At 54.5% G+C, this 24564-nt stretch carries 25 protein-coding genes and 1 tRNA gene; 9 read left to right on the forward strand and 17 right to left on the reverse strand.

The annotated features are described in order from the left end of the window. The first annotated feature begins 11 nt into the window (after positions 1 to 11). Entirely contained in the window at positions 12 to 629 is a 618-nt protein-coding gene (locus tag KO486_RS09020) for a histidine phosphotransferase family protein (RefSeq protein ID WP_252734630.1), read from the forward strand. Here the strand turns inward: KO486_RS09020 and KO486_RS09025 are convergent. The 8 genes from KO486_RS09025 to rplU all read right to left on the reverse strand — a co-directional run bounded on the left by KO486_RS09025 (position 626) and on the right by rplU (position 6952). Further along, positions 626 to 1876, reverse strand: coding sequence for a glutamate-5-semialdehyde dehydrogenase (locus KO486_RS09025; protein WP_216036901.1), 1251 nt, complete (start codon positions 1874 to 1876; stop codon positions 626 to 628). The genes KO486_RS09020 and KO486_RS09025 overlap by 4 nt on opposite strands. Beyond that, complete coding sequence (proB, locus tag KO486_RS09030; protein WP_216036902.1) at positions 1876 to 2979, reverse strand: glutamate 5-kinase; 1104 nt, start codon at positions 2977 to 2979, stop codon at positions 1876 to 1878. Before proB ends, KO486_RS09025 begins: the two co-directional genes overlap by 1 nt. After that, the gene (gene obgE, locus KO486_RS09035) at positions 2967 to 4001 is read right to left on the reverse strand and encodes a GTPase ObgE (RefSeq protein WP_216036903.1); all 1035 of its coding nucleotides are present in this window, start codon (positions 3999 to 4001) and stop codon (positions 2967 to 2969) included. Before obgE ends, proB begins: the two co-directional genes overlap by 13 nt. A 71-nt stretch (positions 4002 to 4072) precedes the next feature. Further along, positions 4073 to 4630, reverse strand: coding sequence for a GNAT family protein (locus KO486_RS09040; protein ID WP_216036904.1), 558 nt, complete (start codon positions 4628 to 4630; stop codon positions 4073 to 4075). Next, positions 4627 to 5232, reverse strand: coding sequence for a LysE family translocator (locus KO486_RS09045; RefSeq protein WP_216036905.1), 606 nt, complete (start codon positions 5230 to 5232; stop codon positions 4627 to 4629). Before KO486_RS09045 ends, KO486_RS09040 begins: the two co-directional genes overlap by 4 nt. Continuing rightward, complete coding sequence (locus KO486_RS09050; protein WP_216036906.1) at positions 5229 to 5777, reverse strand: GNAT family protein; 549 nt, start codon at positions 5775 to 5777, stop codon at positions 5229 to 5231. The genes KO486_RS09045 and KO486_RS09050 overlap by 4 nt, the downstream gene beginning before the upstream one ends. A gap of 141 nt (positions 5778 to 5918) precedes the next feature. Next, entirely contained in the window at positions 5919 to 6188 is a 270-nt protein-coding gene (gene rpmA / locus KO486_RS09055; RefSeq protein ID WP_216036907.1) for a 50S ribosomal protein L27, read from the reverse strand. An 11-nt stretch (positions 6189 to 6199) separates the two neighbouring features. Then, positions 6200 to 6952: a 50S ribosomal protein L21 gene (rplU, locus tag KO486_RS09060; protein ID WP_216036908.1), complete on the reverse strand. Its 753-nt coding sequence runs from the start codon at positions 6950 to 6952 to the stop codon at positions 6200 to 6202. 196 nt (positions 6953 to 7148) lie between these two features. On the opposite strand from rplU, the gene KO486_RS09065 reads away from it, so the two are divergent. Then, positions 7149 to 7499 (forward strand): hypothetical protein, encoded by a 351-nt coding sequence (locus tag KO486_RS09065; RefSeq protein ID WP_216036909.1) that lies wholly within the window; start codon positions 7149 to 7151, stop codon positions 7497 to 7499. 23 nt (positions 7500 to 7522) lie between these two features. Here the strand turns inward: KO486_RS09065 and KO486_RS09070 are convergent, their stop codons facing one another. Continuing rightward, positions 7523 to 9874, reverse strand: coding sequence for a DUF4214 domain-containing protein (locus KO486_RS09070; RefSeq protein ID WP_216036910.1), 2352 nt, complete (start codon positions 9872 to 9874; stop codon positions 7523 to 7525). A gap of 257 nt (positions 9875 to 10131) precedes the next feature. Between KO486_RS09070 and KO486_RS09075 the strand changes: the two genes are divergently transcribed. Next, positions 10132 to 11079, forward strand: a complete 948-nt coding sequence (locus KO486_RS09075; RefSeq protein WP_303435032.1) for an acyltransferase family protein — start codon at positions 10132 to 10134, stop codon at positions 11077 to 11079. Here KO486_RS09075 and KO486_RS09080 read toward each other — a convergent pair. Beyond that, a complete protein-coding gene (locus tag KO486_RS09080) occupies positions 11076 to 11906 on the reverse strand; it encodes a DUF2059 domain-containing protein (protein WP_216036912.1) in 831 nt (276 codons plus the stop codon). The two genes, KO486_RS09075 and KO486_RS09080, sit on opposite strands and share 4 nt — an antisense overlap. Before the next feature lie 153 nt (positions 11907 to 12059). Between KO486_RS09080 and KO486_RS09085 the strand changes: the two genes are divergently transcribed. Beyond that, positions 12060 to 12147, forward strand: a tRNA-Ser gene (locus tag KO486_RS09085). A 154-nt stretch (positions 12148 to 12301) separates the two neighbouring features. Here the strand turns inward: KO486_RS09085 and KO486_RS09090 are convergent. Continuing rightward, on the reverse strand, positions 12302 to 13240 hold the full coding sequence (locus KO486_RS09090; RefSeq protein ID WP_216036913.1) for a TAXI family TRAP transporter solute-binding subunit: 939 nt from the start codon (positions 13238 to 13240) through the stop codon (positions 12302 to 12304). A gap of 223 nt (positions 13241 to 13463) precedes the next feature. Here KO486_RS09090 and KO486_RS09095 point away from each other — a divergent pair, with 223 nt between their 5' ends. The 5 genes from KO486_RS09095 (at position 13464) to KO486_RS09115 (ending at position 17320) form a co-directional block, all read left to right on the forward strand. Continuing rightward, positions 13464 to 14201, forward strand: a complete 738-nt coding sequence (locus KO486_RS09095; protein WP_216036914.1) for a sulfite exporter TauE/SafE family protein — start codon at positions 13464 to 13466, stop codon at positions 14199 to 14201. A gap of 68 nt (positions 14202 to 14269) precedes the next feature. After that, positions 14270 to 15037 carry a glutathione S-transferase family protein gene (locus KO486_RS09100; protein WP_216036915.1) on the forward strand — a complete coding sequence of 256 codons (768 nt, stop codon included), beginning with the start codon at positions 14270 to 14272 and terminating at the stop codon, positions 15035 to 15037. A gap of 294 nt (positions 15038 to 15331) precedes the next feature. Then, entirely contained in the window at positions 15332 to 16645 is a 1314-nt protein-coding gene (locus KO486_RS09105; RefSeq protein ID WP_216036916.1) for an FAD/NAD(P)-binding oxidoreductase, read from the forward strand. Positions 16646 to 16657: 12 nt separating this feature from the next. Beyond that, positions 16658 to 17008, forward strand: a complete 351-nt coding sequence (locus KO486_RS09110) for a DUF5368 domain-containing protein (protein WP_216036917.1) — start codon at positions 16658 to 16660, stop codon at positions 17006 to 17008. Positions 17009 to 17122: 114 nt separating this feature from the next. Next, on the forward strand, positions 17123 to 17320 hold the full coding sequence (locus tag KO486_RS09115) for a hypothetical protein (RefSeq protein ID WP_216036918.1): 198 nt from the start codon (positions 17123 to 17125) through the stop codon (positions 17318 to 17320). Between the two features lie 3 nt (positions 17321 to 17323). On the opposite strand, the gene glpK is transcribed toward KO486_RS09115, so the two are convergent. The 6 genes from glpK to KO486_RS09145 are packed head-to-tail and all read right to left on the reverse strand — an operon-like array spanning position 17324 to position 24560. After that, complete coding sequence (gene glpK / locus KO486_RS09120; protein ID WP_216036919.1) at positions 17324 to 18814, reverse strand: glycerol kinase GlpK; 1491 nt, start codon at positions 18812 to 18814, stop codon at positions 17324 to 17326. Positions 18815 to 18823: 9 nt separating this feature from the next. Next, on the reverse strand, positions 18824 to 19567 hold the full coding sequence (locus tag KO486_RS09125; protein WP_216036920.1) for an RlmE family RNA methyltransferase: 744 nt from the start codon (positions 19565 to 19567) through the stop codon (positions 18824 to 18826). Between the two features lie 20 nt (positions 19568 to 19587). Then, positions 19588 to 20676 (reverse strand): sn-glycerol-3-phosphate ABC transporter ATP-binding protein UgpC, encoded by a 1089-nt coding sequence (gene ugpC / locus KO486_RS09130; protein WP_216036921.1) that lies wholly within the window; start codon positions 20674 to 20676, stop codon positions 19588 to 19590. An 18-nt stretch (positions 20677 to 20694) separates the two neighbouring features. Further along, positions 20695 to 22353 (reverse strand): alpha-amylase family glycosyl hydrolase, encoded by a 1659-nt coding sequence (locus KO486_RS09135; protein WP_252734631.1) that lies wholly within the window; start codon positions 22351 to 22353, stop codon positions 20695 to 20697. 13 nt (positions 22354 to 22366) lie between these two features. After that, positions 22367 to 23524 carry a carbohydrate ABC transporter permease gene (locus KO486_RS09140; RefSeq protein ID WP_216036922.1) on the reverse strand — a complete coding sequence of 386 codons (1158 nt, stop codon included), beginning with the start codon at positions 23522 to 23524 and terminating at the stop codon, positions 22367 to 22369. Positions 23525 to 23552: 28 nt separating this feature from the next. Next, complete coding sequence (locus KO486_RS09145; protein WP_216036923.1) at positions 23553 to 24560, reverse strand: sugar ABC transporter permease; 1008 nt, start codon at positions 24558 to 24560, stop codon at positions 23553 to 23555. Between the last annotated feature and the right edge of the window lie 4 nt (positions 24561 to 24564).

Below are 24564 nucleotides of genomic sequence, written 5' to 3' on the forward strand. Positions count from 1 at the left end.
TGGAGCCTCCTTTGCCCACTACGAATACCACTAAGCCGAATGCCCTGAACCTAAACGCACTTGTGGGCTCCCGTATTTGTCACGACCTCATTAACCCATTGGGCGCGATCGGCAATGGGATTGAGCTGCTTGAGCTGACAGGATCGAGTACAGGACCGGAAATGGATTTGGTGGTCGATAGTGTTGCGGGCGCGACAGCACGGCTGAAATACCTCCGCCTCGCCTTTGGTGAAGCATCCGCAGATCAAATCTGCGCCCGGGCCGAGGTTCTGAGCACCCTTGAGGACGTCGCGGTTGGCGGTCGGCTAAGCTATTCATGGATGGTCCTCGAAGACGCTCGTCGATTGGACGTCCGCGCGGCTTTGCTCGCGGCCATGTGTGTGGAAACTGCGCTTCCGCTTGGTGGCGACATCAAGATCGACAAGGACGACACGACGTGGACGGTTATTGCCCAGCACGAACGACTTAACCTAGACCCTGCCCTTTGGGTCCCGCTCAGCAAGAACGCCGTGCCTGACACGCTAAGCGGCGCACAAGTTCATTTTGGCTTATTGCCGGATATGACGGCCGAGGCTGGGCGCGAACTTAGCCTTAGCCACGGCGCAGATTGGGTCAAGATCGCGTTTTAGGCGCGAACAGCGCCGTCGCCAACGACCAGATACTTAAAGCTCGTCAGTTGTGCGGCCCCAACAGGCCCACGCGCATGCATCTTGCCAGTGGCGATGCCAATCTCGGCGCCCATGCCAAACTCACCGCCATCGGCGAATTGGGTTGAGGCATTGTGCATCAAAATGGCCGAGTCCAATTCCGCAAAGAATTTCGATACGGCCTGCGTATCTTCCGTAATGATACAATCTGTGTGATTGGACCCGTATGTCTGGATATGATTGATGGCTTCGTCAATGTTATCAACGGTTTTTGCCGCAATCTTCATGTCGAGGAACTCCATCCCCCAGTCATCTTCTGTCGCCACCGTGCTGCCTGTAAGGCCGGCTGCATGAACTTCGACGCCGGACGCCATAAGATCATCCACAATCTGTTGGCCCAGTTCAGTCGCATCACGATGAACCAACAAGCATTCAGCAGCACCACAAATCCCAGTACGGCGCGTTTTGGCGTTCATCACAACTGCGCGCGCCTTTTCAGCGTCCGCATCTTTGTCGATGTAGATGTGCACGATCCCTTCAAGGTGGGCGAACACAGGAACACGCGCTTCGCGCTGCACCAACCCGACAAGTCCCTTGCCACCCCGTGGCACGATCACATCGATGGTGTCCGTCATAGTGAGCATCTCACGAACCGCCGCGCGGTCGCGTGTCGGAACAAGCTGCACGGCATCCTCAGGCAAGCCAGCACTGCGCAGGCCAGCCTGCAACGCGGCATGAATTGCACCAGAGCTATGGAAGCTTTCTGACCCGCCGCGCAAAATAACGGCGTTGCCCGCCTTAAGGCACAGCGCGCCCGCGTCCGCCGTTACGTTCGGGCGGCTTTCATAGATCACACCGATCACACCCAAGGGCGTGCGGACACGTCGAATGTTCAAACCGGTGGGCTGCGTCCATTCTTCTGTCACTGCGCCGACTGGATCATCCTGCGCTGCAACACTGCGCAATCCGTTAACCATGCCTTGAATGCGGTCTTCATTTAGCATCAGGCGGTCCAACATCGCCGCACTTAGGCCCTTATCGCGACCAAACGCCATATCCTGTAGGTTCGCAGCGATAATATCAGCCCGCGCCGCCCAAACGGCATCTGCTGCCGCATTTAATGCCGCAGTTTTGGCGTCAGACGGTGCGATTGCCAGCTCCCGCGCAGCTGCTTTTGCACGCGCACCAATGTCCGCCATGAGTTCGGGAATGTTGTCGAGGTCTTTCATCAGATCACCATATCGTCGCGATGGATAAATACACTGCGGCCTTCATATCCTAAAACCGCAGCAATGTCTTGGCTTCGCAATCCTTTGATCGCTTGCGCTTCAGCGCCGGAGTAACGGGACAAGCCAAGCCCCAAACGTTCGCCCGTGGCGGAGATAATCAAGACAGGATCGCCCCGCTTGCAGCTACCTTGCACGTCCGTAATACCAATCGGCAACAGTGATTTGCCGGATTTCAACGCCGCCTCAGCACCCGCATCAATCGTCACCTGCATGTGTGGCTTCATTGCTGCGATCCACCCTTTTCGAGCAGCCTGCGGGTTTGTTTGCGCCGTGAACCAAGTGGCACGCGCCCCATTTTCTAGTAATTTCAGCGGGTTATTTGGTGTTCCTAGTGTGATTGCCATGGTGCAGCCCGCATCCGTGGCAAGCCGTGCAGCCATGATCTTGGTCTTCATCCCACCTTTGGACAAACCGGACCCAGCATCCCCCGCCTGAGATTCGATCTCAGGTGTGATTTCACTCACAATATCATAGTGTTGCGCATTGGAGTTTATCTGGGGATTGTCGTCATATAGACCGTCAACGTCCGACAATAGCACCAAACAATCTGCCCCAGCCGTAACAGCGACCTGCGCCGCCAGACGGTCGTTGTCGCCATATCGGATTTCATCCGTCGCAACTGTGTCGTTCTCATTCACAATTGGCGTGACACCTAGCGACAACAGCGTCTCCATCGTCGCGCGACTGTTAAGGTAACGCCGACGATCCTCTGAATCCTCAAGCGTCACAAGAACCTGTGCCGTTGTGATCCCATGCGGTGCCAAAGCTTCTTCATAGGCGCGCGCAAGGCGAATTTGGCCAACGGCCGCTGCTGCTTGGCTTTGTTCAAGCGCCAGTTCCGTCATTGGAAGACCCAAGACACCGCGCCCAAGCGCGATTGAGCCCGACGACACCAGTATTACATCCGTCCCACGTGCGCGGATCGCCGCGACGTCTTGTGCAAGTGCGTGAAGCCAATCAGTACGTAACCCCTGATCCTGATCGACAAGCAGCGCAGACCCAATCTTAACGACCAGTCGTTTCGCAGTGCTTAGGGCTTCCACGGTTCTTGCTCCTCGGGGGTCTTCTGGCGCAGTTTGTCGGCTTCGATCTCGATCTTGAGCGCGCGCAGCACGTCAACCGTGCCTTCACCGGTTGCACCCGCCATCAACATGACATCAACACCGGTTCCCGCTTTAATCTCATCCACGATGAATTGGCGTTCTTCGGCATCCAACGTATCGACCTTGTTCAAGACGGTCACGCGCGGCTTATCGGCCAGATGGCCGCCGTAGTTCTCAAGCTCACCAATAATGGTTTTGTAATCGCCAACCGGATCGCCAGATGTGCCGTCAAGCAGGTGCAGCAACACCGAGCAGCGTTCGACGTGACCAAGGAACAAATCGCCCAGCCCTTTGCCCTCAGAAGCGCCCTCAATCAAGCCTGGAATGTCAGCAACCACAAATTCAGAGCCGTCAACGCCTACAACACCAAGGTTCGGAACCAGCGTGGTAAACGGGTAATCGGCAATCTTTGGGCGGGCATTGGATGTCGCAGCCAAGAACGTCGACTTACCCGCATTGGGCAAACCCAACAAACCAGCATCCGCGATGAGCTTCAGTCGCATCCAGATCGTGCGATCGATGCCGTCTTGGCCCGGGTTGGCGCGTCGCGGCGCTTGGTTGGTGGCAGATTTAAAGTGCAGGTTGCCCCAGCCACCATTGCCGCCCTTGGCAATCACGACCCGTTGGCCTGTTGTCGCCATATCGACGATGACCGTTTCTTGGTCTTCGTCCATAATCTCGGTTCCGGTTGGAACCTTCAGCAAGATATCATCGCCATCCGCGCCGGTGCGTTGCTGGCCCTTGCCCGCTTCACCATTCTTCGCAAAGAAGTGCTGCTGATAGCGGAAATCGATCAACGTGTTGAGGTTATCAACCGCCTCAACGATGACATCACCGCCTTTGCCACCGTCACCACCGTTCGGGCCACCGTATTCGATGTATTTTTCCCGCCGAAACGAGATACACCCGCCTCCGCCGCTGCCGGAGCGGATGTAGACTTTGCAAAGGTCGAGGAAGTTCATCGGGATCGCTTTCTAACTGTTCAGTAAGGCCGATACGCGAAAGCCGCGCCTGCCTCAACCGTTTGCCGCCCTTAAGCGGCAGTCATCTTACGGACATATGTCCATGTGGGGATTACGGCGTTGCGCGAAACGCAGAACGTCTCTGCATCACCGAGGTATGAGAACCCAGCATTGCTCAGCACACGGGCCGATGTCGGGTTATCCTGAAACACTTCGGCATAGACGTCTTTGGACCCTTGCGGGTTGGCTGCCAAGATAGCCTCGACAGCAGTCGTCGCGATCCCACCATTCCAGAACGCAGGCGCCACCCAATACCGAATTTCGCTTTGGTCACGGTCGAGCGTCAAGAGTTTGATCACACCCATTACCTCAGCGTGGCCATTGATAGTCCCGTCGATCGCCCAGATATCTTCCGTACGGGTTGGGTTTTGTGCCCGATCCAGCATGTTCGCGATGTAATTGGGCGGCAAAGGATGCGGGATCGCACGGGTCATTTTGGCGACGCGTTCATCCCCCAGATACCGTTCCAAAAGACCACCGTCCGACAAAGTCAGCGGGCGCAAAACAAAGCGTTCCGCCTCGATCACAGCCTGGTCTTGGTTCTGAGCCAGTTCAGCTTGACTACTCATGATGTGCCTCCTGCAAATAGTGCATAGATCACGGACATCACGGTCAAAACCGCGAGCGTCCACATTAGATATTTCTCTGCCGGTTTACCCGCCAAAGCAGTTGCCACCCTTTGTCCCGCGTAGGTCCACATAGGGTGCAATACGATTTGCAGTCCCAATAAACAGATGGCGATGGTCGCTGTAGCTTGCAAGGGCGGTGTTCCGGCGCTCACGAAGGTTGTGAACCCCGTTGTGATCATGGCCCATGCCTTTGGGTTCAGCGGATGCACAATCAGCCCAGACAGAAATCCGGGTGGTGTGCCTTCGGCTTCGCCGACCTTCAGGCGTAGGCCTGCAACGCGGTAGGCTAAATACAAGATGTAGGCGACGGAAATCCATTTAAGTATCTCAAAAACAAGTGGATAGTCGTCCTGAATTGCCATTAGACCCAGCCCCAACGGCCAGATAATCAGCTGTTTACCAAGCGCGACACCCGCCACGAACGGCAGCGCACGGCGCAGCCCGAACCGCGCGCCCGTGGCCAGCAAAACCATGTTTGCAGGTCCGGGCGTGCCGACCTGTGATGCACCAAAGGCAAGGAATGGCAGAACTGCTACGCTCATCTTTGATACTCCGACGCCAAAAGACCCATCATGATGTCGTCGTGCCACTGATCCGCAAACCATGCGTTCTCTCGCAGACGACCTTCTTCAACGAAACCCAGCTTTTTATACGCCGCTACAGCGCGCACGTTATAATCAATTGCGCGCAAGGCAACTCGGTGCATGTTCAGCGTGTCAAACGCGTAAGACAGAACCAATCGCATAGCACGTGTGCCAATCCCCTTACCGAGCATGTCTTCGTCAAGCAGGCCAATCGCCAACGTGCAATTTCTATCTTTATCGTTCGCGGAATGTAGCCAAATCCAACCAGCCAACGATCCTTGATAGGTAATGCACCAACGATTTGGGCCATCATTGTTCTGCGCGACCCATTTTTCCGCCATTTCGCGGGTGTAGGGTTCATTTGGATCAGCGGCTTCCACAAACATCCGCAATATTTCGGACGAGCGTCCCAAAGCGAACCGGTCTTCGATATCCGATGAAATTGGCGCACGTACGGCAACGACCCCGTCTGTAAGGGCGGGCCGATTATGTTGATCGATCATGACATGGCCCTCCTTTCGAGAACGTAGATTGCGCAAATGGTTGAATGTAAAACACTCAACCCAGAATTGATTGTGGTCTGAAACAGAAAAAGGGGCCGGTTTGCACCGACCCCTTCAAATTCTTAAAAACCTAAGGTTCGGTTACTCAGCGGCCTCCGCCACCGGGAGAACCGAAATAAAGGTGCGGCCTTTGAAGCCTTTGCGGAAGGATACAGCGCCTTCAGTGACTGCGAAGATCGTGTGATCTTTGCCTTCACCAACGCCCTCACCCGGCCACCACTTGTTGCCACGCTGGCGTGCAATGATGTTACCTGGGATGACAGCTTCGCCGCCGTACTTCTTGATGCCAAGGCGGCGACCAGCTGAGTCGCGACCGTTACGGGATGAACCGCCTGCTTTTTTATGTGCCATTAGGTCTCTCCTTACGCTTTCGCGAATTCAGCGGCTTGCTTGAGCCACTCGTCGCGGTCAATGCGACCTTTGAAATTCAGTTTGTCGTCCATATCAGCGATGTCCTCTGGGGTCCATGCTGCGATTTGGGCGAATGTTGTGACGCCGAGATCGTGCAGTTTGCCGACGATAACCGGACCAACACCGCTGATCTTAGTCAGATCATCAGCGCCTTCAGCTGCTTTCGCGGCTTTCTTTGGTGCGGCTTTCTTTTCGGCAGCTGGCTTTGCTTCCTTCTTAGGAGCAGCAGCTTTCTTTGGCGCAGCAGCTTTTGCAGCTTTCTTCGGTGCGGATGCACGTTCAGCAGCAGCGGCAGCTTTGTCAGAAGATGGCATGCCAGGGTTAGCAGCGCGTTCGATCATGGATGCGGACATAAAGCCGGACCCATTCAGAGCAGCTTTAACACCAGATTTGCCCGCACCTTTTTCAAGGATGTCAGTGATGCGAACCAGTGTCAGTTGCTGACGGTGGCCTTTGGTACGCTTGGAGGAGTGCTTACGACGACGCTTAACGAAGTTAATTGTCTTGTCGCCTTTGATCTGGTCGATCACTTCGGCTTGCACGCCTGCGTCTTCAACAAGTGGTGCACCCACTGTGTTTCCAACCATCAGAACTTCGTTGAATTGAACTGTGTCGCCAGCTTCAGCAGCAACTTTTTCGACACGCAGTACATCGCCAGATTCGACTCGGTACTGTTTGCCACCGGTTTTGAGAACCGCAAACATATCGTTTTCCTTTTCAATCGCGTCTCTGGGGTCCCCAAGAAAACATCATGTTTCTAAGGCGTTCATTGCTTTCGCAACCCGTAAACAGCGCGCCCATCTTGGGGCGAGTTTTCGCTTAACCCGAACAAATACCTTGCTCGGATGGCGGCTTATCGCGAAGGCTGCCTATCAAGTCAACCAAAATGACGGAGCAGACATGCGTAAGATCGCCTATATTTTCCTGATCCTTCTAAGTGCTTGCAGCACTGAGGCCAATCACATCGGTAATCCGCTGCTGTTGCCGATCCATGCGCTCGGCAATGCTGCGTCCAATGCCGCCTATGGACAGCGGCGTGGTCAGGTCGAAGTCTTTGTCAAAACCAACCACCCTGCCCTTATTGCCGATCTGCAGGCTGGCGGTGGGACAACCCTTTCGCAAGCATTCGATATCGCCAACGTGCCCGTATCCACACGGGCACCGCACACGCTTCAAATGCAATCGGACTTGGCACTCTATTCCAACAACTTAGATGCATTGGTCGTCGCGATCATGGTCGTGTCGAACTAAGCGGCCAACATCACAGGCATCCTTTAAACAAGGAGCATATCATCCGTGATCTCGGTAAGCTGCGTCTTCTCTAACGTTACTTCCGTGCCTTGATGGCTAAACACAACGTCATTGCCCATCTGGTTCAGATGCGCCCGCAGGTCCGTCGCAGTGCTATAGCCGAACCCTTCAAAGGACAGGTAATCCCAAGTTTCCAGATCAAGCACTGTGTTCGTACCCGCATCGTCTTGATCAAAGACAAACGTATCCGCCAGGGCACCGCCCGCCAGCACATTTGTCCCCGATCCGCCATTCACTTCGTCATCAACGCCTTGCGCGCGAACATATGCTTTTACATCAGCTGCCGTATTGTTGATGAATTCTTGGCTTTGCGAGAAACCTTGCACGATGTTTGCACGCGTGAACGTGTCGCTCAGTCGCGACGTCCAGCCGTCCACTTCTGACTGTGTCACGTCACCTGAACCAAAGTCACGCCCCAGGACGTTGTTGTACAGCAGCTTTACAAAATCTTCGGCATCGTCAAGCGGTCCGTAGACGTTGCCGAATTCGTCCGAATTGGTGAAGCCCGTAATGACGTCCGTCAGCGCACGCCCTTCGGCAAGACGCACAGACCAGTTTTCAAAACCGGTCGCGTCAGGCGCACGATCCAATGTCGCTTGATACAAGCGGTAAACTTCATCAAACCACACAGCCTTATCACTGGTGTTTGCCAGTTTGTTCGCCGCTTGGTTTGTATTGTTGATCAACTGCTGGCTTTCGGAAAAGCCATTGACCACGTCCGCACGGGTAAAATTGCCATTAATCCGGTTCGTCCAGTTGTCGATTTCCTGCTGAGACACTTCGCCTTGATCAAAGTCACGATCCAGCACGTTGATATACAGCTCTTTGACAAAACCTGCGTCATCCAGGCCCGCGTATTTGTTCTGGAACTCTTGAGATCCGACAAACCCCTCGCGGACATCTGCCAAGGTTGCGGTCCCCGTCAAAAGGTCCGACGTCCATCTTTCATGGCCACCTGCATCGGGCGCACGGTTCAGCGTCGCCTGATACAGACGGAAAATCTGGTTGGCCTCATCTGGCGCATAGCGAACCTCAAAGCCGTCACCCAACACGATGTCATCGCCTGCCCCGCCATCAAGAACGTCGTGGCCCCCTTGCCCGCCAAGATACTCATCAGCATCCGTCCCGACGATGGTGTCATCGCCTGCGGTCGCAAACCCGTTAAGGTTCACGGTTTGAAAGAAGACATTACTGATCAAACTGTTCTGGACGGTGAAGTTCCAAACGATCCGCGCAATACCATCGTCGCCAATTGAGATATCGGGCGCCAAATGCACCCCTTCAGGACTTTCGCCAAGTGTGGTCTCGTCTCCGACCGTGTCGCCATTCACATCAAATCGTTGAAATTTGATTTCGGTCACGTCAGACGCACTCGTCGGAAGGTTCATCCAAGCAATGACAAATCCACCATCGGGCGTCGCCGCAATTGTTGCGCTGTTTTGATCATATAGCGTCGTACTATTTACCCGAAACTCGCCGCCCTCAGGAACACCGTCAGCCGAATAAATCCGCGCATAAACCCCGTCGCCAGACCCATCTTGTGTTGAACTCAGTAAAGACTGGCTTTCCCACGTCACAACAAACCGACCATCTGACAACACAGTCACATCCGGACTGGTTTGGGATCCGTAGGAATATTGGTTCACACGGACTTCATTGCTGCGCGCTGTGCCGTCGGCATCGTAGGTGCGAAACATAACCGCGTAAAAGCTTCCATCGATTTCTCTTGAACGCCACGTGACAACGAAACCACCATCGTCCAACGCGACGGGCGCGCCGGAGGATTGAAAGCCCTCGGTTGTTTGATTGACGCGCCAAGGCGTGCCAATGGCAACGCCGTCCGCATCAGCAAGCTGGGCGAACACACCAAAACGGTCTTCATCGTACGCAAAGAACACCGTCACAGATGAACTGTTCATAAGCCCTGTCGTCTCAGGGCTTACAGCCAAACCATCCGGATCAGTAAAGAGCTGTGTGCCGCTTCCTAGAGAGGTTCCATCAGACGAATATACCCGTGAATAGATGGCTGATGTTCCACCCAGCAAAGACGTATACGTGACAATGAACGTCCCGTTTTCCAGAACCGCGACCGAGGGCCGGTTGCCTTCTTCGTTCGCAGCGGTCACGCGTATCGCGGCGCCTTCCGGATTTGCGTCACTGTCATAAAGGCGCAGCCAGACGGCTTCGTTTCCGTCTTCGGTCCAACTGACAGCCGTTCGACCATCCCCAAGGGCCGCCACCGAAGTGTCCCAAAGTTCAACGGTCTTACCCGTGATGTCAATTTGCTCTCCAAACGGGGATGTAAACTCTGCCAAACTCTCGGCTCCTTAATACAAATGATCAGGGTCTCGCAGACCCCAAGTGTTCCGAGTTCGCGTTCTACCCGCCAATTATGTTGATACTTCGACAGATCAGTCAGGTGCAAGATCACAACTCTTGGCTGGTCATCTCATTCGCGGCCGCCCGCCCCAAGGACCGGCTGATCCCCGTGAACAAACGATAGAATTTGACTGTACCCGCTCCGCAACGCAGTGTTGATCGACCATCTAGCCATTCCTCAATACCCAACAAGGTGAACTCATTGACACAAAGACATGATCTCTCCGACGTTGCGCGCGGGGCTCTCATACTTTTGGTCGTTTGGGGGCATCTCCTTGAGACAAATGGCACTAACGGTAGGCTCTATTTTGCGATCTATACCTTTCACATGCCCGCATTTGTCATGCTGGCTGGTATGTTTTCAGCAGCAAAGCTTAACGCGCATGACCTTATGATAATCGTCAAGAAATTCGTTATTCCATTGATCGCATTTCAACTCGCATACTTTTATGCTCTTGGAATTGTTTCACCGAACCGTGTAACTAACTTACAGACGCCAGCATGGCTTATCTGGTTTCTCTTTAGCCTAATCACGTGGAAACTGATCTTACCTTTTGCCGTACGGGTGCCCTACCGGATCCCGCTAAGTCTCATCGTTGCCTTAGCCGCAGGGTATATCGATAGCATCTCCGCGGCATGGAGCCTTTCAAGAACCGTCGTATTCTTTCCGGCATTCTTGCTCGGCCACCTTTACAAAGACCAGATATTCCAAGTGGTGACAAACTATCGGCCGGCGCTTTGCGTTGTGTTCGTCGCTCTCATCTGTGGTGCCTTCGTCATTTCGGACCATGTGACCATCCGTTGGCTCTGGGCAGTCAAACCATACAGTGAAATCCTCAATAGCTCTCCGGAGATACTGTATCGTGCTGGCGCCATAGCGACGGGCTTGATCGCATCTGTTGCGTTCCTTGCCGTTCTTCCACAACGCTCACAGTGGCTGATGTTTTTGGGGCAAAACACCATGCCCATTTATGTCTTGCACGGCTTCCCTGTGATGCTCGTTTGGAAAGCGAAAGTACTGCCGAACTCAGAGTTTGCTTTCCTCGCGGCGACAGCCGTTCTAGCAATCATTCTAACACTCGCGATTGCGCGGGCAGCATCACCGATCGTCAAAAACAAACAATTTGGTCGCCCGACCTAAAGCTCTTGGCTGGTCATCTCATTCGCGGCCGCCCGCCCCAAGGACCGGCTGATCCCCGTGAACAAACGATCGAAACTATCAAACATTGCTCGGTTCACCTGCGCCCCGGCCTCTGTTTCCGAAAATGCGATATAAGCCTGCAAATCTGCGTCATCCAACGGCTGATAAGCCATAAACAAGAACGAATAGAGCCATTGTGTCGTGCTGTCGCGGATGTCGGGCTCTTGGCTCCAGACATCGGACAGGATCTGTTCCTCGCTCAAGGCACCGTCAAAGGCGCGTCCATCGAGCAACCCGTTATAGAACGCGAGGTTCGAATTCAGCGCGCCCGCTACATTGGTCTCAATCAGGCTGTTGGCGTCGATAAATTCGCCAACCAAGGCAAAGCGTGGATCATTGTCTGCGGATGCAATGGCTGCCGCGTCTTCGCTGGCTTGTTCCACCGCTTCATCAAGCAAGGCGCGTCGCGCGCTGACTTCCAAACCGACAATCATCTGCCCCTGATCTGATCCAAAGAAATCAATGATCGGGCCAAGATCGACATCCGACAGCGAAACTTCGAAATCTTCGCGCACCATGCCCAGCATGACGTCTTGGTCGTAAATTTTTTCGACTGTGGTGTCCCAATCGCTGGACGGTTCCCCCGCAAACAAATCCGCGCCGATGGTTCCCCCATAGCTCATCCCTTCTTCGCGCATGATGTCGATGATTTCGGGCAGCATCAGAAGCTCAAACAAAACATCCGTGTCACGGTCCTGCGCCATCGCGGGCAGTACCGGCAGTGCGAATGTCATGACAGTGGCGAGTGTAGCGAAACGATTGAGCATCAAAGAACCTTTCTTGGGTTCTATAGCAATAAGGTCGCCCGCGCCCCTTTCCAAGGGGCATGTGGCCCAACGCACGGGATTGTCAGGAATTTCCCTTGCACGGCTGCGCACATGGGACTAACACCGCCGCGATCAAAGACGATCATCTGACGCGGAGAGGTGGCGGAGTGGTCGAACGTGGCGGTCTCGAAAACCGTTGAGCCTAACGGTTCCCAGGGTTCGAATCCCTGTCTCTCCGCCAGTCGACCCAAGGCACATTTTGGTGCTTCGCCGAAAATCTACCCAAAAGATCCGCTGCGTTTGCCGCTCTTTGGAGCCGGACTATCCAAGACACCCAACGAAAAAGGCCGCCGACGGTGTTCCCCGTCGACGGCCTTACAATCAATCATGCGTAATTAGTTACGAGCTTCAAAGTACGCAGCTGCACCGGGGTGAAGCGGGATCGGAAGACTCAAGGAGTTTTCCGGAACAATTTTAGCGGCCAGTGCTGTCTCAGCAATCAGGGCATCCATGTTCTCGTAAATCGCCTCTGCAATCGTGAATGCCAATTCATCAGTCATAGCAGCCGGTGCAATTAGCAGGTTGGCAGATGCGATGACATTGATCGGCGCGTCTGTGCCATAAACATCGGTCGGCACGTCCGTTTGGGAATAGTATGGGAACGTGTCCAACAATTCGGCCATTTTCTCATCGCTTAATTCGATAAAGGACAGCTCGTTCATCGCCTGCGCTTGTACAACAGCACCCGTCGGGAAACCAGCCAACGCAAATGATGCATCTACAGCCCCGTCAGTCAGCTGGGAAAAGCCGTCCGAATAGGACACAAAGCTGGGCGTAATATCATCCAGCGTCATGTCGTGGAGTCCCAGAAGGTCGCGCAGGATATTAAGTGTGCCGCCACCAGCGGGACCAACGGCGACCCGTTTGCCGCGCAGATCTTCGATGGATTCAATGCCCGAACCAGGCAGCGTTACCATGTGCAGGATGCTGGAATGGAGCGTGCCGATCGCTCGAATGTCCAGCGCTTCCGGATATGGGCCTTTGCCGTTGTGAGCGAAGTACGAAAGGCTGGCAGGAGCGATCGCGATTTCAACTTCACCTGACGCGATCAAACGCGGGTTTTCAGCACCGCCACCCGTCACGATTGGCACCATTGTATATCCGTCCGCAAATTCATTGATCGAATTGCTGAGCGCTTGGCCCATCGGATAATACGCCCCACCCAAACTGGCTGTCCCGATTCGCATTTCATCTTGCGCAGTGGCCATTTGAGGCCCGAGCATCGCGCCCGTTGCCAAAACCATCGCCGCAGCGACTTTCACAAATTTATTCATGTTTTCCTCCCGTTATGTATCAATCATGACGAGGATGCCGTCCCCAGTCCGTCGTCAATTGATGGGCAGCCTAACACCAAAATAGCGCTCCGCAACTTTTTATCGATTTTTTTTGCTAAGCGCGAAGAATATCGATTAACCTGTGCGCAGAAGAATGGGCGGGACACCCTCGACACCCAACAAAAGCAAGGCTGACTTCAGGATGGATTTTCTAGGTGACCCCATGGTCCTACTGATTGCAATCGCGGCCTATTTTATTGGCGGCATTCTGAAAGGCGCGATGGGGTTCGGACTGCCTATCTTAGCTATTCCAGTGATGACCGTGACCCATTCACTGCCGATCGCCCTCTCTGTGGCGATCTTGCCCACGGTCTTAACCAACATTGCACAACTGTGGTCCTTTCGGCAGCACCGCGGCGTGCCGATCTTGCCAAAGTTTCTTATCTTAGGTGCGTTCGGACTGTGTTTTGGCGCGGTGCTGCTGTCTCGCATAAACAATGCCTACATTGAAATCGCCTTGGGGGTTATGGTGCTGGCATACCTTGTTAGCCGCCTAAGACGCGCTGGAGCAAAACGCCGCGCGCGCCCGGACCTTGCACCTGCGTACGGTTTCTTGGCGGGTGTCGTTCACGGCTCAACTGGACTGTCAGGGCTGGTGGGGCCGCCTTATATGCACTCCTTAAACCTACCGCGCCCTGAATTTGTATTCTCGACGGGGTCTATGTTTACCTTGTTTTCTTTGATGCAGGCCCCCGTGCTTTTCTCACTTGGGTTGTTCCACGAGGAAGCCCTTTGGATCAGCATTGTGATCCTGCCGTTCGCCTTTGGGGGGCTTTATCTTGGGGGTCTCATTGGCGCGAGGATGCAGTCGGACACGTTTTCACATGTGGTTCTCGGTGTGCTTGGGGTCACGGCGATCTTACCGATCTTCAACGGATTACGCAGTCTAGTGCTTGGTTAAGCCGCGGTGATTGCATTGCTCTAAAATATCGATATATTTTACTAGAACGCCAAAAAATCGAGGTTACTATGCTGACACTTTATCACGCCAACCATTCTACATGCAGTCAGAAGGTCCGCCTTTGCCTCGCTGAGAAAGGGCTGGAGTACGAAAGTAAACTCGTAAACCTCGCGACCAAGGAACAGCTTGCGCCAGAATATTTGGCCATGAACCCGAACGGGGTGGTGCCGACGTTGGTGCATGATGGCCGTCCGATTTTGGATTCCGGCGTGATCTGCGAATATATTGATGAGGTGTTTCCAGACAATCCGTTAATGCCCAAAGACCCGGTTGAACGCGCGCAAGTGCGGGCGTGGATCTGCTACATTGACGAGGTCCCGGTGTCAGCGATCCGAGTGCCGTCCTTTAATATGGCGTTCCTTCCCCGTTATGACGGGTTGGACGATGAAACGTTTCAAAACGAACAAGCCGACGTCCGCCCCCTGCGCAAACATTTCTATGAAAAGATGGGACGCAAAGGGTTCGACGACACAGAAGTAGACAACGCCATGGAGCAACTTGCCACTTCAATCGCGCGGATGGAACGCGACTTGGCTCATCAGCCTTGGCTGTCTGGCCGCGACTTTGGGTTGGCGGATATCATCGCAGCACCGTTTATGGATCGTCTGGATGATCTTGGCTTTGAGGACATGTGGGAGGCGAAATCGCCGCAGGTTGCAGATTGGTTCAAGCGGCTCAGCAGTCGCCCCGCCTACGCCGAGGCATTTTACCCCAAATCCCGCCTGACAGAGTTTTTGCCAATCGGGCCGCTCCATCGTGAGAAAGCGCCGGTTTAAGCAATCAAGTCACTCACGGACATTGTCCCATATGGTCTTGGCGTCAGACTGCCGCCAAGACCATATAGGGCTGTCTCAATACCTCCCCTTTCGCATTTCGAGCCATCGAGCACTGACGAGCCTCGCTTTCGAGTGTCAGATCACCAAAGATCATGGGCTCTGATCTGGTCCCAGGTCACACCAACTCGGCGGGCCTATTTGAGGTGGCACGATCAATCGAGGAGTATTTGATATATATCAAATATAACTTTCTGAATATGAGTTAACCATCGGCCTCGAATAAGAGAGGCCAACATGACCAACAACAATCTTGATATCAGTCGCCGCGCATTTCTGGGCGTTGCCGCAGGTGGCGCCGCCATCGCGTCCGTCACGCCCAGTAGCGCGGCCCCCGTCGCAACAAACGCTAAAATCATCATCATCGGCGCTGGTGCCGGTGGGACCGCTTTGGCCAACCGATTGGTAGACCGCTTGGACGGCGCAGAGATCACCCTCATTGATCCACGCCCCCAGCATCTTTATCAGCCCGGCTTAACGCTCGTCGCAGCAGGCTTGAAACCTGCCGACTATGTTACAACCCTCACGACCGATTGGCTGCCATCTGGCGTGACCCTGATCCCCGAGAAAGCCGCTGCAATTGATCCAGAGGCCAAGACAGTCTCAACTGAGGGCGGCGAAACGCTGTCCTACGACTACCTTGTGGTCGCACCGGGCTTGGTTCTAGATCACGATGCCATTGATGGGTTTGACCTCGATATGGTCGGCACCAACGGGATCGGCGCGCTTTACGCTGGCCCGCAGTATGCCGCAAAAACATGGGAAGCCGCGGGCAAATTCACGGAAGACGGCGGCGTGGGTCTGTTTACCCGTCCCGAAACGGAAATGAAGTGCGCCGGTGCGCCGCTCAAGCACACCTTCTTGATCGACGACCTTGCCCGCCGTGCAGACAACCGTGGCAACATGGATATCACTTACGCGGCCCCACAAGGGTCGCTGTTTGGTGTTCCAATCGTCGCCGAAAAGGTGCGCATGTTGTTTGGGGACCGTGGCATCAATTCCGCGATGCAGCACACTCTCAAATCCATCGAACCAGGCCAGCAAAAGGCAACGTTCGAAGACAAAGACGGCTCCTCGGTAGACATGGATTACGACTATATCCACGTCATCCCGCCTCAGCGTGCCCCTGACGTAATCCGCGATTCTGGCCTCTCATGGGCCGACAAATGGACAGACCAAGGCTGGGTTGAATGCGACATGTATACCCTCCAGCACCTTCGTTACGATACGATCTGGGCGCTTGGCGATGTTGCGGGCGTGCCCAAAGGCAAAACAGCCGCATCCGTCAAATGGCAGGTTCCCGTGGTTGAGGACGGCATTGTCAGCGCCATCCAAGGCACGGACCCGACTGAAACCTACAACGGCTACACATCCTGCCCGATGATCACACGGATCGGTCGCGCTATGTTGGTCGAATTTGACTACAACAACGATCTTACGCCGTCCTTCCCGGGCATCATCGCCCCGCTGGAAGAACTCTGGCTTTCATGGCTGATGAAAGAAGTCGCCCTGAAAGCCACCTATAACGCCATGCTACGCGGCCGCGCATAAAGGAGCGATGCAATGAAAGATATGACACTCTCTACCCTGCTTGCGGTCTTCGAGGAAATCTTCGGGCGCGGATTGTTCTGGGCCATGGTTGCCGTCGCTGGCGTTGTGACGCTGGCCTACCTCTTTGTGCTGATCCGTGACCGCGCTGTCAGCTGGCACAAGTTCCTTTGGGCGCAGCTGTCGATGCCAGTTGGCGCAGTTCTCGCGGTTTGGTTTCTGTTGGCGATGACCCATTCGCAACTGCGCGACATGGGTGGCCCGATTGATCTGATCGTGTTGCTGATGGTTGCCGCCGGCGGTGCTGTCGGTATGGCAATCCTTGTCTACACGGGCCAGTCCCTGTTGCGTGGACGCGAAGAGTAACGCCTTAGAAACGTCTCAAATGAACACTTGGTGGCCGCAATGGCGTTGAATTCCGGCCATCAAGACTGTGCACAATCATCCCCAGAACGACTTTTTGTATCTGGAGAATTAACAATGCACTTCACTAACAACACCGCAACAATCGTGTCCGAAGTCCGCACATTCGTTATGGATGAACGCAAAAGCTGTGTGTCTGATCGCGAATGGAAATTCCGCCTGCGTGGTTACGGCTACGATGTTCGTACAACTGACCACGGCACCGTGCTAGCCACCCTGCCCCAAGGCATCGAGATCTGCACGCTGGACGCCTAAGTCTTACGACTTTGTGCGGCCTATCGCATCTTTCCACCCTGCATAGCGGCGGTCTTTGTCCGCCTCATCCATCTGTGGTGTAAACTGTCGATCCAACGCCCACGTCGCGGCGAAGTCGTCTTGCGTCGGGTAGATCCCTGCCCGCATCCCAGCAAGCCATGCAGCGCCCAGTGCTGTTGTTTCCAGCACCTTCGGTCGGTCAACCTTGGCGCCGATCACATCGGCCAGAAATTGCATGGCCCAGTTTGACGCGGACATTCCGCCATCGACCCGAAGGGTCGTGTCAATTGCCGTGACCCTGAGAGTGCCCTCAGCCGCACCATCCCAATCAGCCTTCATTGCGTCCAGCAAATCGCGTGTCTGAAAGCCGACGCTTTCCAGCGCAGCACGTGCGAATTCCGCAGGCCCAGCGTTGCGTGTCAGCCCAAACACCGCACCACGGGCATCAGCATCCCAATACGGCGCGCCAAGGCCCGTGAACGCAGGGACAAGATACAGCTCGACCGACGGATCAGCGCTCTCCGCCAAGGTTTGAGTTTCTTTCGCGTCTTTAATTATCCCCAATCCATCGCGCAGCCATTGCACCACAGCGCCAGCGATAAAGATCGACCCCTCAAGCGCGTAAGTGGTTTTGCCATCGAGTTGATAGGCAATCGTGCCGAGCATCCGGTTTTGGCTTTGAACCAGTTCATCGCCCGTGTTGAGCAGTGCAAAACATCCTGTCCCATAGGTGGATTTTAACATCCCCGGTTCAAAACACGCCTGCCCGATCGTCGCCGCCTGCTGATCGCCCGCAACGCCCAAGATCGGCAGGTCTGGCCCAAACATATCCGTGGTCCCGAAATCAGCCGCACAATCCAGAACCTCTGGCAGCATCGACATCGGAATACCCAAGCGCTTGCAAATCACGTCATCCCACGCGCCTTCACGGATGTTGTACAGCATTGTGCGCGCGGCGTTTGTGGCGTCCGTGACATGGCGTTTTCCGCGGGTCATCCGCCAGATCAGAAAACTGTCGACGGTGCCGAACAACAACTGGCCCGCCTCCGCTTTTTCCTGCGCTCCTTCAACGGTTTGCAAGATGTACCTTACCTTGGTTGCGCTAAAGTACGGGTCTGCCAAGAGCCCTGTGCGGGCAGTGATTTCAGCCTCAAATCCATCGGCCTTTAGGTCTTCGCAGAAATCAGCTGTACGACGATCCTGCCAGACAATCGCGTTATGGATCGGTTTTCCGGTCTCGCGATCCCAGATGATTGTGGTTTCGCGCTGGTTGGTAATACCAATCGCAGCGATGTCATCCGCTTTGGCGACGACATCCGAACAGACTGACACAACAGATTCCCAAATTTCTTCGGGGTCGTGTTCGACCCAACCCGATTGCGGATAAATCTGCGTGAATTCCTTCTGCGCCACATGGGCGATCGCCATATCCCCATCAAACAGAATTGCGCGGCTGGATGTGGTCCCTTGGTCAATCGCGAGGATATGGGGCATGTATTTCTCCTAGTCGTCGGCCTCTTGGGTTCCACGGAACCCTGTTGCCACAACAAATTTTTCAGAACTGTCGGAACGTGAAGAAGGTGGCTTAACGTATTGAACTTTCTTGAAGTTCACTTTCAACATACGCTGCAATTCGGCTTCTGCACCACCGGCAAGAACCTTGGCGACAAATGTACCGCCCTCATCCAGCACATCAAACGCGAAATAAGCGGCAGTTTCGCACAAAGCCATGATGCGGTTGTGGTCGGTTTGTTTATGACCCGACGCAGACGCCGCCATATCGCTCATGACGATATCAGCTTTACCACCGAGCCATTCTTTAACCTTTACGTCCGCGTCGTCTTCCATGAAATCAAGCACATGGAGTTCACAACCCGGGATTGGTTCCATTTCTTGAAGGTCAATGCCAAGGATCGTGCCAATCGGCTTTCCCTTGCGTTCACCCAACGCATTGATCTTCGGCACAGCCACTTGGCACCAACCACCTGGCGCAGCACCCAGATCAACGACCCGCTTACCGGGGGTCAGGAAGTTGAACTTTTCATTCAATTCCAAAATCTTATAGGCCGCTCTGCCACGATATCCGTCAGCCTTTGCGCGCACCACATACGGGTCGTTCAACTGCCGTTGCAACCACATGGTCGAGCCGATTTTACGCCCGCGGGCGGTCTTTACCTTTACGGTCAGGTCGCGTTGTCCGCGGCCTGATGTGTTTTTGCCTGCGCGTGATGTCGGTTTTTTTACCATACCCCCGATTACCCCGCGCCTTAGCGGTAGTAAAGAGATTGCCCGCCTGCGAAAATCTGGACCTTTTCCGGCGCGGCACAGACCCGCACGGTGCTCCCGCGCAGACCCTGATGAATGCCGGGCAGTTTCGCCAACATTGGTTCACCATCCACTGGCGTTTCGAAATACAACAACGTCACTTCGCCCAAGGCTTCGGTAAACTTGACAGTGCCCTCATAAATGGCATCCCCTGCAGCGACGACCATATCCTCTGGCCGAACACCCACATTGACCTTTAGCCCCTTGTCGGCGGTCTGCGTCGGCACGGCAGAGGCCACCATCAAACCACTGTCCAGACGCACCTTCGTCACCGCTCCCGTCTCAATGATCTCGCCCGCCAGCAGATTCATGGCTGGAGAACCGATAAACTGCGCAACGAATTCATTCTCTGGCCGCTCATACAGCTCTAGCGGCGTGCCGACCTGCGCGATCCCCTTATTGGCAAGCACAACAATCCGCGTCGCCAATGTCATCGCTTCGACCTGATCGTGGGTTACGTAGATCATTGTGCTGTCAGGCATGGATTCTTTGAGCTGGGCAATCTCGATCCGTGTGGCGACCCTTAGGGCTGCGTCCAAGTTCGAAAGAGGTTCATCAAACAGGTAAACCTTTGGGTCACGTACGATGGACCGGCCAATCGCCACACGCTGGCGCTGCCCGCCTGACAACGCCTTTGGAAGGCGGTCCAGATAGTCATCCAACTGCAAAATCCGCGCGGCGTTCTCGATCGCAGCGTCAATTTCGGCCTTTGGTTTCTTGGCCAGCTTCATCGCAAAGCTCATGTTGTCGCGCACGGTCATATGCGGATAAAGCGCGTACGACTGGAACACCATGGCGATACCACGCTGGGCTGGCGGCACATCATTGACGACCTGTCCGTCGATTTGCAGTTCCCCGTCGGTGATTTTTTCAAGGCCCGCAATCATCCGCAGCAAGGTGGACTTACCGCAGCCAGATGGACCGACAAATACGATCAATTCACCCTTTTTGATATCTAGGTTGATGTCGTTGAGGACATTCACAGCGCCGCCGTAGGTCTTACCAACGTTTGTCAGCTTCAGATCAGCCATCTTAGGATCTCCTGTACATTAATTCGACGGGGACGCGGCAATAAAGACCTGCCACGGCGCCAGAGTAAGTGTATCGCCTACCGGCGCATCCGCACCGCTGAGGTCTTGTGCAATCGACTCCCACGCGCCTTTGGGCAGCGCCAAATCAGCGGGAGCATCCCCAACGTTAAAGGCGCAGAACACCTTCTCCCCATTGAGGCTACGAGTAAAATAGACAATGTCACCTATCGCTTTCACGCCATCATGATCGCCTTTGGTCAACGCCGGGTGTGCGTGGCGCAATGCGATAGCGCGGCGGTAATGGTGGATGATCGCATTTGGATCATCCTCCTGCGCGGCTACGCTATTGGCGATGTGATCAGGACTTACCGGCAACCAAGGGCGTTGCGCCGTGCTGAAGCCGCCATTCTGGTTGCTGGGTTCCCAAACCATGGGCGTGCGGCAACCATCACGGCCTTTGAATTCTGGCCAGAATTCGATGCCATAAGGGTCTTGTAGATCTGAGTATGCGACCTCTGCCTCACCCAGTCCCAGTTCTTCGCCCTGATAAATACAGGCGGACCCGCGCAGGCACATCATCATAGTTGTGAACAAACGCTGCGCATCTGGTGACAATGCCCAACGGGTCGCGTGGCGAACAACGTCATGGTTTGAATAGGCCCAACAGGCCCAACCATCCGCAGCCTCGCTGTCAACGCGTGCCATTACATCTGCCACGGTCTGCGCTGATGGTTGCTCGCCGGAAAGAAACTCGAACGCATAACACATTTGCATCAGGTCATTGCCCGCAGTGTATTCGCCCATGATCTCAAGGCCGCGCTGCGCATCCCCAACCTCACCGACGGCGGCGGCATTATATGGAACCATCACCGCACGAAGCTTGCGCAAGAAGTCGAGGTTTTCGGGGCGGTTTTTTGAATAAAGGTGCTCTTGGTGATTGTATGGGTTCACACTGGGCGCAATCGTGGAATTACGTTTGTCCTTAGGCAGTGCTGGATTGTCGCGCAATTCTTTGTCGTGGGTGTAAAAGTTGATCGTATCCAAACGGAACCCATCCACGCCGCGCTTTAGCCAGAACCGCGCCACGTCCAACAATGCATCTTGAACGGCGGGTTCCCAAAAGTTGAGATCAGGCTGTGAGGTCAGGAAACAGTGGTAGTAATACTGTTCACGTCCAGCATGCCATTGCCATCCAGACCCCCCGAAGATTGAAAGCCAATTGTTGGGGGGTGTCCCATCTTCTTTGGGATCGGCCCAGACATACCAGTTGGCCTTATCGTTGGTGCGGTCGGCCTTACTTTCTTGGAACCACGGGTGCTGATCTGACGTGTGTGACAACACCAGATCGATCATCACTTTGACACCAAGGTCATGGGCTTTGGCGACCACGGCGTCGAAATCGGACAACTTGCCAAACATCGGGTCGACGTCACAGTAGTCGGATACGTCATAACCGAAATCCTTCATCGGCGACGTAAAGAACGGTGAAATCCAGATCGCATCAACACCGAGGCTGGCGATATAGGGCAAGCGCTGCACGATCCCTGCAAGGTCGCCAATGCCGTCCCCATTGCTGTCTTGATAGCTGCGCGGATAGATCTGATAGATCACCGCACCGCGCCACCAATCAGCGTCTTTGTCCAAATGTCCGGCCATAACCTGCGCCATCTTCGTCATCTTCGTTGTCTTTCTATTTAACCGAGCCAGCCAGCAGGCCTCGCACGAGGTATCTTTGCATCATAAAGAAAACAGCCAGTGGCACCGCGATCGAGATAAACGCACTGGTGGCCAAAACCTCCCAGTCGCCGCCTCGGGTGCCCAGCAATTCTACGATTTGTTTTGTCATCACAGTTGTATTGCCTGAACTGTCGATCAGGAACACCAACGCCACGAGGAGGTCATTCCAAGTCCACAAGAACTGGAAAATCGCAAAGGACGCGAGGGCGGGAAAGCTGAGCGGCAGAATGATTTTCGTGAAAATCTGGAACTCGGTCGCGCCATCCACACGTGCGTTCTCGATGATGTCGCGCGGCAAGCCGACCATGTAATTTCGCAGCAGATAAATCGCCAAGGGCAAACCAAATCCGGTGTGCGCCATCCATACCCCCAGATACCCTTTCCCGATCCCAATCGCATTGTGAAGCTGAAGAAGTGGGATCAAAGCCAACTGAAGCGGCACGACTAACAGGCCTACAACCGCAGCAACCAAAAGCGCTCGACCAGGGAAATCCATCCAAGCCAAAGCATAGGCCGCAAAGGCCGCAATCAGGATCGGGATGATAGTCGAAGGGATAACAACCGTGAGTGTGTTAAAAAACGCCTTGGCCATGTTTTCAGAATTGGTCGGGCTAAAAAGGATGTTCTTGTAGTTATCCGTAGTGAACTCCGGCGGGACCGTCGCCACAACAAAGAGGCGTTGTCCGCGGCCAGACATCTGATCGTCATTGCCCTGCCAGATGTAGGTTCCGTCTGGGCTAAGGGTCATTGTTTCACCATCGCCAAGGTCTGACGTCTCTCCGGCCACAAAAGCAGCAGGATCGCGCGAAGACGTGCCCCAAGTCGTAATTTCGAGGGGATCGGCGTCTCGTTCATTGATGTTGCCTTCTACGACAAACACCCCTGCTGAGGTCTCGATCCGGAAATCATCAGGATCAAGGGCGCGCAGTTGCAAGGTTTGCTCTGCCGGAAACAGAGAGGCCCACCAGCCCGATGAGGTGATTTGCTCACTCGTTCGGAACGAAGATACAAACAGCCCCATCGTCGGGAACAACCACAACAGCACCAGTGCCAACACCGAAATATTCAGCGCCCAAACGACTGCAGGCTTTTTGCCAGCTAATGAATCCATTATTCTTCTCCCTTAGGGTCGAGGGCCATCAGCGCATCTCCTTACGGGCATTGTAGACGTTCCACACAAGGATCGGCATCACCAGCAACATGATGATCATCGCCGACGCGGATCCCATGCCCCAATCGCGGGCCACGAACATCTTTGTGTACATGTAATTGGCCAAAACCTGCGTTTCCCATTGCCCGTTGGTCATGGCGAACACGATGTCGAACACCTTGAGCGTGGCGATGGTGATTGTGGTCCAAACAACTACGATTGTGCTCATGATTTGAGGCACTTTGATCCTAAAGAAAATCTGGAACGGGTTCGCACCATCAATGACTGCGGCTTCGATGGTTTCTTCCGGAATACCACGCAGGGCCGCCGAAAGGATCACCATGGCAAACCCCGTTTGGATCCAGATCAACACCGCCATCAGGAAAAAGTTATTCCAAAACGGGATCGTTAACCATTGCTGGGGCGCATCGCCGCCGAACGTCAGATAAAGATGGTTCAGCACACCGATCTGCGCCACATCTTCGGGACGGGCTTCATAGATCAGTTTGAAAATAACAGCCGCACCAACGAATGAAATCGCCATGGGCATAAAGACAACCGACTTGGCAAAGTTTCCCCAGCGCAAACGGTCGGTCAATTGCGCGGTCAACAGGCCGAACGCCGTTGACGCAGCAGGCACCACAACGAGCCAGAGGATATTGTTGCGCAAGGCTTCCATAAACTTATCTTCGGCAAACATCTGAACGTAGTTTTTGAACCCAACGAAGGTGTAGACATCACCTGCCCCACGTTCCAAAAAACTAAGCCGCAGCGTCGCAAAGACCGGATAAGCCAGATACAGCCCCAGCCCCAACATTGCAGGAAACAGGAAAATCCAAGGGCGGATCATTTCACGGCGGTTAATATTGCGGCCCATGTTCGGGCCTCTGGCGGGGAATATCACTTTGTCGAGCAACAGGTTGGCACCGTAAAAATAGCCAACACACCCTGATACACCGATCACAATCGTGATTACGCCTAAGAGCGCTGGATGCATGTCG

Source organism: Octadecabacter sp. B2R22, from assembly GCF_018861045.1.
Classification (GTDB): Bacteria; Pseudomonadota; Alphaproteobacteria; order Rhodobacterales; family Rhodobacteraceae; genus Octadecabacter.